The sequence below is a fragment of the Sphingobium sp. GW456-12-10-14-TSB1 genome (genome assembly GCF_059424385.1).
This window is the reverse complement of record NZ_JBWKZI010000002.1, coordinates 474,830-487,229: the sequence shown is the minus strand read 5'-3', so window position 1 is coordinate 487,229 and position 12,400 is coordinate 474,830. Positions and strand designations below refer to the sequence as shown.

Below are 12,400 nucleotides of genomic sequence, written 5' to 3'. Positions count from 1 at the left end.
AAGATGATGCGAACCGCTTGCCGATCAATGTCAGCGCGGCGCTCATGCCGCTGCGGGAGGATGCGCCCGCCATCAGCCTTCCCACCAGACATGTTCGGCAAATTGGTAACCCATCATGCCCCCAATGGCGATTGGATACATGCCCTTTAACCGCCGGTCATGGGCATCGATCAGGTTGATGAAAACCGGAATGGAAACCCCGCAATAGTCGCGGACCAGCTCTTGCATCTCGCCATAAAGCTGTTTGCGCTTTGCCTGGTTGGCTTCGCCGCGTGCTTCCACCAGCAGGCGGTCGAAGCGCGGATTTTTCCAGCCGCTCTCATTCCACGCCGCATCCGACTTGTAGAACAGGCTGAACATCAGATCGGCGGTCGGACGCGGGTTGGTGTTGCCAAAGCCCATTGGATGTTTCATCCAGTGGGTCGACCAATAGCCGTCGGCGGGCACGCGATTGACGGCCAGATTTAGGCCGATGCGCGATCCATATTCCTGCAGGACCGATGCCATATCGACCGATCCTTCCGCCGCGGGTGACGCATAGATCGGCAGCCGCGTTCCCTTCAATCCTGCCCGTTGTAGGTGCCAGCGCGCCTTGTCCAGGTCGAGCGCCCGCTGCGGCAGATCGGCGCGATAATAGGGGTGGAAAGGCGGGATCGGGTGATCGTTGGCGATCGTTGCATAGCCGCGGAAAAGCGCTCGTTTTATGAGGGGGCGGTCGAACAGATATTTGATCGCTGCAACGAAATGCGGGTTTCCGGTCGGCAGCCGATCCTGTCGCATGATCAGGTTGGTGTGCAGCCCCGATGGTGTCACCATCAGATTGTGGCGGGGCGAGGCATGGATGCGCTTGCTCGATCGCGGGTTGACCGCCAGGATGATGTGGACGTCGCCCGACAGCAATGCGTTGACCCGACTGGTCTCGTCGGGAATGCTGATGAGCTCGATTTCATCCAGATAGGGTTTGCCCGGCTTCCAGAAATTGGGATTGCGCCGCGCCAGCGTACGGACGCCGGGGCGAAATTGTGCGCACAAAAACGGGCCGGTGCCGTTGGCGGTACGGAAATCGCTCGTCCCTTCGCGCAATATCCCGAAATGCGTTTGTGCAAGAATGGCGGGCAGATCGGCATTGGGGCCGGTCAGGCGAATGAACACATCCTGTTTGCTCGTGGCCCGAATCTGGGCAAACTGCTCGGCAATTTGCGCCATTTTCGATCCGGTCGCCGGATTTTTGTGTCGCATCAGGGTCCAGACGACATCCTGCGCCGTCAGCGTTGCGCCATCATGAAATGTGATGCCCTTGCGCAGCCTGATATGCCAGTTGATCTGGTCGCTGCTCTCGATCCGTTCGGCCAGTTCCAACTGGGGGATCAGGTTGCGGTCCAGCTGGGTCAGCAGGCTGTAGAACATGTAGTGACGGATATAATCGCTTGAATTCGCACCTTTGGCGGGATCAAGCGTATCGGCGGTCGATGCCGTCATCCCGGCGGCGCGGATGCGTCCACCCCGACGGGGGCGGCTGGCGGACATCGCGCTATCGGGCAGCAACAGTCCAGCGCCAACGCCAAGGCCAGCGCCGATCAGGCCGCGGCGGGAATAGGGGGACAAGATATCGGTCAATGGATCACATCCTGCCATTTATACCATAGCCCAACCAGCGGCAGGAACCATGGCTTGCCAAAATGCCCCGGCACGCTCGGCCAGTCCAGTTCGGCCCAAGGGTTGGCGTCGGGCTCGCCGCTCATCACGCGCGCCATCTGCTGCCCCATATGGGTCGCCATCTGCACGCCATGGCCGCTGTAGCCCATCGAATAATAAAGGCCGCCCGTCTCGCCCGCGCGGGGCAGGCGGTCGGCGGTCAGGTCCACCATCCCGCCCCACACATGGTCGACGCCCACGCCCTTGAGCGCTGGGAATATCTGCCCCAGCGTCTCTTCCAGAATACGTCCGCTTTTCAAATCCGATCGGGCATCGCTGATGGCAAAGCGCGCCCGCCCGCCGAAGATCAGGCGATTGTCGGGCGCCAGACGGAAATAATTGCCGATATTCTTGCTGGTCACATAATTGCGGCGTCCTGGCAGCAACGTTTCGATCAGCGCGTCGTCCAGCGGCTCGGTCGCGATTACGAAGCTGCCGACCGACACGATCCGGCGACGGAAGAAGCCGAACGGTGCAGCGGCAGGCGCACCGCCCGTGGCGACCAGCACCTGCTTTGCATCGACGGACCCGCGTGAAGAGACAACCCGCCAACCGGTCTGTGTCCGGTCAAGCCCTGTGACCTCGGCCCCTTCGAAAATATGTGCGCCGGCCCTCGTTGCTGCTTCAGCAAGACCCACCCCGAAACGGGCAGGGTGGATTTGCGCGCTTGTGGTCTGGATCAGCGCACCATGAAAGGCGTCGGACCCAACCTCGTCACCGATCCGCGCCGGGGGCACCAGCCGCACATGCTCATCGACTTCCGCGGCCAGCAGGTCATGCGCCCGCGCCAGCTTGTCATAATGTTTGGGCTTGGCCGCCAGCTTTACCCGGCCGCAGCGGGTAAAATTGCAGGCAATCCCTTCCTCGCGAGCCAGCCGCTCGACCGTATCGACCGCGTCGCAATGCGCCCTGTACCAGGCTTTGGCGACCGGCTTGCCGAACCTTGCCGACAATGCGCCATAGTCATGCGCGGTGCCGTTGTTGCACTGGCCGCCATTGCGCCCGGATGCCTCGCCCACGACCTTCCCCGCCTCCAGCAGAACGATGCTTGCGCCGCGCTTCGCCAGCGCTAGGGCCGCCGACAGGCCGGTGAAGCCACCACCGATGATGGCGATGTCAGCCGACCCTTCGACCCCGCCCTTCGCACCGCCCATGAAGGGCGGCGCGCTGGCAAGCCAGTAGGAGAGGGGGGAGGCGTTCATCGAACGATCAGAGGCCCACAACCGCCGGCAGGCAGCCGATATGGGGAATTTCTACGTCGCGGTAGAAGGGGTTGGACGGCTCATGCCCACGCCCCACGAACACGCGGCAGCCAAAATGCAGGTCGGTCGCCGTATTCTGATCGTAGCGGAAGCTGGATGATACGTGCATCATATCTTCCGGATTTGCGCCCAGCTGGTCGAACATATATTCGAACGCCTGCATCCGCGGCTTGTAGGCCTGCGCCATCTGCGCGGTATAGACCGCATGGAAAGGCGCGCCCAGCATCCCCACATTATGATGGATCTGGTCGTTCATCGCGTTGGAGAGGATGACGAGCGGAATCTTGTCGCCGATCTCGGACAGACCGCCAACGACGTCGTCATGCGGACCCCATGTCGGCACCGTGTTGTACACAGCATCGGCATCAGCCTCATTATAGGCCACGCCCCATTTCTTGCACGTCCGGCGCAACGAGTTGCGGATGACCTCCTGATAGGGCTGCCAATCGCCCATCACCTGATCGAACCGATAGGCGCTCCAGTCCTTGCAAAAGGCGGGCAGCTTTTCCGCATCGATGCGATCGGCCATGAAGGCGGTCGCCATTTCGGTCATGCGAAAACGGGTGAGCGTGCCATAGCAGTCGAAGCTGATATATTTGGGCCGGAAATTGGGCATCGGCTGATCATCCTTTGCAGGTTCTTGAAGCGCGGCCTGGCGGCCATGTGACAGGCACATTACGACATGGGCGCGCCGGAACATGAAGCCCATTTCTAAGGGCGCGAACGCATATATCGGGCTTTTATCGCGGCCCATTCGGCATAGATTGCTGCGCTCTCAATAGCCCTTGTCGCGTGCGACCTCCCCCTCCATGGTCGCCCCCGACACGTGGCGGCGGATATTGGCGATCAACGCGCGCGCAGCGCTGTCCGCCCGCGTCATGCTGGCGACATGGGGGGTCATGATGATGCGGGGATGCGCCCACAATGCATGGCCCTGAGGCAACGGTTCGGGGTCGAATACATCCAGCACCGCCCCTGAAAGATGACCTTCGTCCAGCAGCGACAGCAGATCCTGCTCCACCAGATGCCCACCCCGCCCGACATTGATCAGGCCCGCCCCGCGCGGCAGTTGCGACAGCGTTTCGCGGCACAAAATGCCGCGAGTCTCGGTGGTGAGCGGGAGCAGGCAGATCAATATGTCGCATCCCGAAAGGAAGGCGGGCAACGCCGCCGCGCCGGCAAAGCAATCGACCCCTTCCACGGCATGGGCCGACCGGCTCCACCCTGACAGTGGAAAGCCGAACGGTCGCAACGCGCCAAGCACCGCCTGACCCAGAATGCCAAGGCCCATCACGCCGATCCGTCGCTGGCTGGCGGGCGTCAGTTTGATCGGTGCCCAACGACCCTCGCGCTGGGCGATACCATGGTCGATCAGGTTGCGATGCAGCGCCAGCACCGCCATCGTCGCATATTCGACCATGCCCTGCGCGATGCCCGGCTCGATCATTCGCACGACGCGGACATGGGGCGGCAGGCGACTCATGTCGAACTGGTCGATACCGGCGCCGATGGAAAACAATATCTCCAGTGCGGGCAGTGTGGCGATCAGTTCGACTGACGGGTTCCACGCGGCGAGGTAGCGGATCGTGGCGGGGTCATGCGGGTCGGTCGGATCGACAAAGCCGATATCCGCAGCCTCAGCCGCGAAAACATCGCGCCAGGTGCGGCCGCGTTCAGGATCGGAGGTATAAAGCAGGGTCATCATACAGACTTTCTGGCGGGGGCAGGGCGGCGGGCGCGCCTGGCCTGCCACCACATGACTAATCCGGAAACACACAGCGCAGCCAGCGCCAGTGCGGTGATCAGCAATAGGGGCTGGCCGATCGGACCAAAGGCATCGCCCGCATGCAATGGCAGCACGGTCATCCACGAGGCGGGATTGTTCTGCGCACGCATGGCGCTAACGATGCGGGGCTGCGCCAGCGTTACGATGACCCTGTGGATCGCGCGCGCATTATGTTCAGGGGCATTGAAATTGACGATCAGCCGATCGCCATCGATCCGCAGGTCGCGCAGCGTGGCATCGGGGAAGGCCGATTGCGCCAGCATCAGGCTGCGGTCGATCGTGGCGGCCGATGCGGCGGACGGCGCATTGGCGGCACCCTTGCTCAGCAATTCGGGCACCACCAGCAGCAATCCCGTCGTCGCCATGAACAGCAGAAACGCGCTCAGCAAGACAGCTGCCGTGCGATGACATTGGCGCAGAACCAGCTTGGGCGACAATGTCCAGCGTATCGCCAGCGCCTTGCCCATCTTGCCGCGCTTGGGCCACCAATAGGCCAGCCCGCTCGCGACCATGGCCAAAAGGGCGAGGCCGTTCAGGCCGATGACGGCTATGCCGACCGTGCCGGCCATCAACCGATAATGGATTTGTAACGCCGCTTCGACCGGAAAGGCCAGGACATTGCCCGACCGCAGCACCGCGCCGCCCGCGGGATCGACCGACGCATAGCGCACCGCGCCGTCACGATTGCCCATTTGCGCGAAATAGGTGGCCCCATCGGCATCGGGCGCAAACAGCCGCGTTACCGCATAGCCTGCCGTCGTCCGGTTCGCTGTCATGATCACCTCGCCCACCGAAACTGCAGGTCCGGCTTTTCCGCTGGTCATCGCCACCGGATCGATCAGCCGCGCCAGCGGCCCGCGATAGACCAACATCGCGCCGCTCAACGCCTGCACCAGCAGCAATGCCGCCACGGCCAGGCCGATTGTCCGATGCAGGCGCAACATCAGCGCGCGGTTCATGGGGTAGCCCTCAAAAACGAAAAGGGCCGCCAACGACAGGAGGAGGAGGTGTCGTTGACGGCCCGAAGAGGGAGGCGCGAAAGCCTCCCCGGCACCTGTTCTAGAAGTTGAACGTACCTCGTATCGTAAAGGAACGGGGCATGCCTGGCTGTATCCACAGGGCTGCGTAAGAGCTGGCATAATATTTCTTGTCGAACAGATTATCGACATTGGCCGACAGCTTGAACTGGTCGTTGATCGTGACCGATCCCATCAGCTTGGCGATCGTATAGCTGGGCAGGAAGAAGGTCGTTGCCGTCTCGCCCAGACGCTTGCCGACATGGTTTACGCCACCGCCCAGCATGGCTTGATGATCGCCGATCGAAAAATTCTTGAACAGCAGGATATTGCCCTGATGCTTGGGAATGTTGATCAGCGGATCGCCCTTCAGGATCGGCAGGCCGAAATTGGGGTCGAACACGTTGGTGGCCCAGCCCGCATCGGTATAGGCATAGGTCAGGAATAGTTCAAACCCGGCTGGCAGCTTGGCATTGACGTCAAACTCCACGCCCTTGCTGTCGGCGGAACCGACCGGCTTGGAGAAGCCGGGGTTGGCCGGGTCGGTCGACAGCACATTGCTCTTCTTCATTTTGTAGAGCGAAATCGTGCTGGTCAGGCGACCATCTGGGGTAATGAACTTTGCACCGACTTCATAGGATGTGCTGATTTCAGGCTCAAATGGCTGCCCGTCGAAACCAACGCCGCTGTTGGGACGGAAGCCTTTGCCATAGCTGGCATAGAGCGACACGCTGCTGGTCGGTTCGAACACCAGGCCTGCCATCGGGCTGAACTTGCTGTAGCTTTTCTTGGGGTTGGTATTGTTCAGGCGCAGGTCGATATTCTGGCTGAAATGGTCGTAGCGGCCACCAAAGCGCACCTTGAACTGTTCGGTGATCTCGATCTGGTCCTGCGCATAAACGCCCCAGGCCTTCTGCACTTCGTCGGCGTTCTGGATCACGACGTTGGGAACGGGTGCCGGGATGGCATAATCGGGATTGAAGATGTCGATCGAATAGGACTGGTCCGCCGCCACGGGGCGATATCGGGTCTGGAACGTGTCGATCTCGAACTTGTCCCAGTCCGCCCCGACGCGGATATTGTGAACGATCGATCCGGTCTGCGCCTTGCCGCTGATTTCGCCGCGGAAAACCATATGGGTCGTGCTATAATCGCGGTAGCGACGCTGGCGGGTAAGGGTACGGCCGTCATTGTCGATCCGCTGCCGACCAAGGACCAGTTCAGGATCGCTCGAAAAGCCCTTAAACGACGTGTCCTTGTAACCAGCACCCAGCATGACAACCCAATCGTCGCTCAAGTCATGCTGCAACTGCGCCTGGTGGCCCAGCACTTCGACCTTGGTCGGGCCATCATTTGGGTTACCCAGGAAACGGGTATTGGGAATTGCGCCCAGATCATAGGTGATGCCATTGGCCGTTACGGTCGGGATCGCCACCACGCCACGCTCAAACGGCACTTCCTGGTTCACATATTCCAGTTCGTAGGTGAAGATCGTCTTGTCCGACAGCTTCGCCAGGAAGGACGGGTTCAGCACATATTTGCGCGTTTTCACCGTGTCACGGAAGCTTTCCGCATCTTCCACCGCACCAGTCAGGCGGACCGCGACCATGTCGGTGATGGGCAGGTTATAGTCGCCCTCGACGCGGTAGGTATTCCATTTGCCACCGGCGACGGAAAAGCTGCCGCCCTCCTTGAAGGTCGGCTTTTTGCTGACGATGTTGATCGTGCCGCCCGGCTCACCGCGCCCGAACAGCGCGGAATTGGGGCCTTTGAGCACTTCGATGCGCTCGACATTCGATGCGTCGCGCGGGCCACCATAACCGCGGCCACCATTAAAGCCATTGACCAGAAAGCCACTCGGAAAATTCTCATCCCCCGCAAAGCCGCGGATCGCAAAACTGTCCCACAGACCACCAAAATTATTCTGCTTCGACACACCGCTCGCCAGTTCCAGCGCGGTGTCCAGCCGGGTGATGTTCAAATCATCCAGCAACTCGCCTTCCAGAAATTGAACAGCCTGCGGGATTTCCTTGACCGGCGTGTCACCGAAATATTGGCGCTTCAGACCGGTGACGACGATGTCGCTGGACTCGGCGGCCGGTGCCTGCGCAATCGCGGCAGACGGCAACGCGATAGTGGCGGTGCTGGCGATCAGTGCCAGCCGGAGGGTGGAGAATGGTCGCATGATGAAATCCCCTTTAAAAAATCGCTGTTCTGAACGTCCTGCGAACGGGGCCGACGGGTTTTCATTTCCGACGCGAACTGTTGCTCCTGTCATCGGACGCCGGCCATTGGGTGTTTATTCCACCTCTTCTTGAGTTCGAGGCTAGGATGAGTTCCAGAAATAATCCGTCAAACTTGGCACATCGGACGGCGCAAAATTGTGAATCGGCGGTTGTTACGGCATGAAAATGCTGCGCCCGATCCTTGCAGTAAAGAGGTAAAAATGCCCCGGAAATAGCCGCCTCCAAGGGGGAGGCGACGAGTTGTCGCCTTTACAGATATTTCAGCCACCATATGTCCTTGCGCCGCTGCTTGAGCTGCGCGAACCAGCGGGTGGGAAAGTAAAGCGGCAGGATCAATAGAGCGACCCAAATCCACACCGTGGAAAGATTGTCGACCCCGAACACCGTTCCTTTGGTCGGTCCGTATAGGGCGAGCGCCACATTGTAGATCAGCTTCAGCACATAGAGATGCAGAATATAGAAGAACATCGGCGCCCCGCCCAGCAACGCCAGATGCGGCATGACCGCGCTGTCCTCATATTTCTCGAACAGGGCGAGCAACAGGCAACCGGTGCCCACGGTCGGCATCAGGAACAGTAGGGACGGCGGATATTTGGTCAGTGCCAGGAAACTCATCACCGTACGCAAGGGCGTTTCCCCGACAAACCAGGGCTTGTCGCCGTAAATGTTGAGATAGCGGATCGCAACAAAGCCCAGGATCAGCCCAAGGCCGGTCATCAGCAGGCGGCGCATACGCCGCTGCGGATCGCTGCCCTTGGCAAACCAGGGTCCACAGGCATAGCCCAGCAGGATGACGCCGATCCATGGCAGCACCGGATAGGTGGTCTTGATCGCCGCCCCGCCAAATTCTATGAGCGACCGCTGATGCAAAATCGCCCAGGCGACATAGCCTGGCTGGTCTGCGGTCAGCCGAATGGGATCGAGCAGATTATGCAGTCCCACGATCGCCAGTCCCACCCCAAATTGCGCGGCCCGCGGCAAATGCAGCAGGGCGGCCAGCGCGACCATCGAAATGCCGATCGCCCAGATCACCTGCAACCAGATCGCCGTCGGGGGGAAAGCGGGAGCCTGGGTCGGCCAGGCATAGCCGACCACAGTCACTTCCAGAAAGATCAGGAAAAGCCCCCGCTTGAGCAGAAATTCCGAAACCTGCCCCTTGCTGTGCGACTGGCCATAGAGCCAGGCTGACAGGCCGGTCAGCGCAACGAAGGTCGGCGCGCAGAAGGTGGATAGCAGCCGGGTGAAGAACAGGCCGGGATCGGTCGTGTTGGCATCGACCGGATCGGTCACCTGCATGTAGAGGAAAAAAGTCTCGCGCACATGATCGACCAGCATGAACAGCATGACGAGGCCGCGGAGCGCGTCGATCGCTATCAATCGCGTGCGCGCTTTGGCGGCTGCGACCGGTGGTGGCGCGCTTGTAGTAAATTGGGTGAGGGGCGCGTGGCCTGCAATGCTGCTCATCGTCTGTCCTTCTTTTCCCTGGGTTACTCGCCCTCTGGCGGACGCAGGGTGGAAGCTGTCATGTTGCGATCCGCCGCACGTCTGAGTAGCAAGACTGGCGGCGGATCGCGCTACGCATTTTCCGGCTCCTTACTTCGCCTGGAAGGTGGCGAAAGTCTTGGCGCCGCTTTTGTCGATCAGAGCGACGACAAGCTTCGCGTCTTTGGCGGCTTTGAAGCCCGGTGCGGAGAGTCTGTTGCCACCCGCCGGCGTCAAGACGGCCTCGGTCTTTGCCCCTGCGACAGTTTGGATAAGCTTTGCGGTATAGCCCACTGCTGCCAGCGGTTCATCCTCTTCGCTCAGATAGACGTCCACGCCCTTCGGCCCCGCGACCAGTTCGAACACGGTTTCGCCGGTCATCTGGACCATGCCGCCATGCTGCGGTTTCATGCTGCCATGGGCTTGCAGCATCGCAGGTGCAGCAATCAGGGCGAGTGCGGCGATGCCGCTGCGGATATACTGGATATTCACGGCAAATCTCCGAACAGAATGATGTTATTCCGGCACGTGCGGCAGGACGAAACTCAGCGAAGCGCTATGCTCTATATGGTCCGCCTTCTTGTCATCGGATTTTGCGACATAGATCGCCATCAGCACATTATTGCCCTGGTTGCGGACCTTGATCGTCGCAGTCCCGTCGGCAGCGGTCTTGGCGGGATTAACCTCGTCAGGATCGTTGACATAATCCTGCATTACGGTCGCACCGGCAATCGGCTGGCCCTTATAATAGACCCGCACCTTCATCGGTTCGCCCATCTTCTGCGGAATGGCGGTGCCCACCGGCACGACCTGCAACGTGTGGCCTTCATACAGCGGGATCTGCTTGGTCGGCATCTGCGTCAGATAGACGGCATATTTGAAATTATGTTCGGCCAATGTCGCATTGGGCACTTCGTCGCGGCCCTTATTGTGCCATTCGCCATCCGGCGTCTTGCTCCAATAGCCATAGTCCATAACTGCCGCGACGACGGCGATCGGTTCGTCGCTGTCGACCACCGGAATAGCCCCAGCCGCGCGCAGCGACGTATTGACTGGCGCACCGTCGGAGTCATAGCCGGTCACTGACTTGACCAGCGGCAGGCGCTTGACCATGTCCAGATCGTCTGCGCCAACGCCGTAGATCAACGCGGTCTGCTTGGCGCGCTGCGCGAACCAGATGGCATGCGCGCCAGCGGGTGCCGTGGCGATGATCAGGGTAGATGCCGCAACAGCGGCTGTAACCATATGGGAAAAACGCATCGGGCAGGTTCCTCGACAAAGGGGGCCAATTCCTGGATCGAGGCTATGCTGACGGCACGAACGAAAATTTTGAAAACGTCATTGATGCGACGTAAAAATGTCAAAAAGTTAGGGCCGGAGGAGCGATGTGCTTCTCCGGCCCTTTTTACGACCCGTCGGGATAATGATCAGGCGTCGGCAAATTCCACTGAATTGACGATATGCGCCTGGGTATATTCCAGCAGCCCCGCCTCGCCCAGTTCCGCGCCCAGCCCGGACTGTTTCACGCCCCGGAACGGAATATTGGCATCGATCGCCAGATGCTGGTTCACCCAGACGGTGCCTGTGTCGATCTTCATCGCGACATCCGTGGCGCGGGCCAGATCCTTGCCCCACACCGTGCCGCCCAGCCCATATTCGCTGTCATTGGCGCGGGCGATCACATCCTCAATATCGTCATATTTCAGCACCGGCAGCACCGGACCGAACTGTTCTTCGCGCACCAGGGGCGCATCATCGTCCAGATCGCGAACGATCGTGGGGGGAATGAAATAGCCTGCCCGGTCGAGCGGCGCGCCGCCGGTCATCACCGTGCCACGCGAACGCGCATCCTCGATCAAGGCATTGACCTTGTCGAACTGCATCTTGTTCTGCACCGGACCGATCGTCGTGCCCTGCTTGGCCCCGTCATCGACGATCGCTTCATTGGCAAGCCGGGCCAACTCATCGCAAAATTCGTCATACATCGGGGTGGGGACATAGGCGCGCTTGATGGCGACGCAGATCTGGCCAGCATTGGTCATCGCGCCCTGATAGACTTTCTTCGCCGCCTGCTTGGCGTCGACATCGTCCATCACGATCGCGGCATCATTGCCGCCCAGTTCCAGCGTAACCCGCTTCACCGTGCTGGCCGAGGACGCCATCACCTTCTTGCCGGTCGCGGTCGATCCGGTGAAAGCGACCTTGGCAATGTCGGGATGCCCGGTGATCAGCGCGCCCAGCTCATTCTGGTCGCACACGATGTTGAACACGCCGGGCGGCAGGATGGCCTGCGCCAGTTCGCCGAACAGCAGTGTGGTGAGCGGCGTCGTCGGCGCAGGCTTGGCGATCATCGTGTTGCCGGTCATCAATGCTGGCCCCAGCTTGTTCATCAGCAGAATTACCGGGAAATTCCATGGCGTGATCGACGCAACGACGCCCAGCGGCGTGCGATGTTCGACAACGCGGTTGCCACCTTCGTCCTTCAGCACCTTGGGTTCGATCCGCATCGCGGCAAATCCGCGCAGCGTGAACACGCTGCCCATGATCTCATAGCCAGCCTGATCGAGTGGCTTGCCCTGTTCAGCGGTCAGCAGGCTTGCAAACTCACCGATTCGCGCTTCCAGTGTGTCGGCCAGCTTGTTGACCAGCGCGGCCCGTTCATCGACCGGCAGCGCCGACCATGCAGGCTGGGCGCGTTTCGCGGCGGCGACGGCGCGCTCCAGCATCGCCTCGTCGGCCTTGGGCGCGGAAGCAAAGGCCGCGCCGGTCGCCGGGTTCACCACGTCGAAGGCGCTGACGCCCGGCACAAGTTCACCATCGATCAACAGGCGGTATTCATGATCCATTGTCGCTCTCCTTGAATGCAAGTCCTGATTTCGATCGGCTTTGCCTATCGCTTTGTGCGATGCGAGC

10 protein-coding genes are annotated in these 12,400 nt (G+C 60.6%); all 10 read right to left on the bottom strand.

Translation table 11 applies throughout. The features are described 5' to 3' along the window. Positions 1–72 precede the first annotated feature (72 nt). The 10 genes from AC07X9_RS19465 to AC07X9_RS19420 all read right to left on the bottom strand — a co-directional run bounded on the left by AC07X9_RS19465 (position 73) and on the right by AC07X9_RS19420 (position 12,333). A complete protein-coding gene (locus AC07X9_RS19465) occupies positions 73–1,617 on the bottom strand; it encodes an ABC transporter substrate-binding protein (protein WP_017181861.1) in 1,545 nt (514 codons plus the stop codon). Then, positions 1,614–2,897 (bottom strand): NAD(P)/FAD-dependent oxidoreductase, encoded by a 1,284-nt coding sequence (locus tag AC07X9_RS19460; protein WP_017181860.1) that lies wholly within the window; start codon positions 2,895–2,897, stop codon positions 1,614–1,616. Before AC07X9_RS19460 ends, AC07X9_RS19465 begins: the two co-directional genes overlap by 4 nt. Positions 2,898–2,904: 7 nt before the next feature. Beyond that, entirely contained in the window at positions 2,905–3,711 is an 807-nt protein-coding gene (locus tag AC07X9_RS19455; RefSeq protein WP_217884273.1) for a haloacid dehalogenase type II, read from the bottom strand. A 21-nt stretch (positions 3,712–3,732) separates the two neighbouring features. Then, entirely contained in the window at positions 3,733–4,662 is a 930-nt protein-coding gene (locus tag AC07X9_RS19450; RefSeq protein WP_017181858.1) for a 2-hydroxyacid dehydrogenase, read from the bottom strand. Next, on the bottom strand, positions 4,659–5,702 hold the full coding sequence (locus tag AC07X9_RS19445; protein WP_017181857.1) for a PepSY-associated TM helix domain-containing protein: 1,044 nt from the start codon (positions 5,700–5,702) through the stop codon (positions 4,659–4,661). The genes AC07X9_RS19450 and AC07X9_RS19445 overlap by 4 nt, the downstream gene beginning before the upstream one ends. A gap of 100 nt (positions 5,703–5,802) precedes the next feature. After that, positions 5,803–7,944 carry a TonB-dependent siderophore receptor gene (locus tag AC07X9_RS19440; protein WP_017181856.1) on the bottom strand — a complete coding sequence of 714 codons (2,142 nt, stop codon included), beginning with the start codon at positions 7,942–7,944 and terminating at the stop codon, positions 5,803–5,805. A 310-nt stretch (positions 7,945–8,254) separates the two neighbouring features. After that, the gene (locus tag AC07X9_RS19435; protein ID WP_017181855.1) at positions 8,255–9,469 is read right to left on the bottom strand and encodes an acetyltransferase domain-containing protein; all 1,215 of its coding nucleotides are present in this window, start codon (positions 9,467–9,469) and stop codon (positions 8,255–8,257) included. Positions 9,470–9,598: 129 nt separating this feature from the next. Beyond that, positions 9,599–9,979, bottom strand: a complete 381-nt coding sequence (locus AC07X9_RS19430; RefSeq protein WP_017181854.1) for a hypothetical protein — start codon at positions 9,977–9,979, stop codon at positions 9,599–9,601. Positions 9,980–10,003: 24 nt separating this feature from the next. After that, positions 10,004–10,747, bottom strand: a complete 744-nt coding sequence (locus AC07X9_RS19425) for a DUF4198 domain-containing protein (RefSeq protein WP_017181853.1) — start codon at positions 10,745–10,747, stop codon at positions 10,004–10,006. A gap of 167 nt (positions 10,748–10,914) precedes the next feature. Beyond that, positions 10,915–12,333, bottom strand: a complete 1,419-nt coding sequence (locus AC07X9_RS19420) for an aldehyde dehydrogenase family protein (protein WP_017181852.1) — start codon at positions 12,331–12,333, stop codon at positions 10,915–10,917. Positions 12,334–12,400 lie beyond the last annotated feature (67 nt).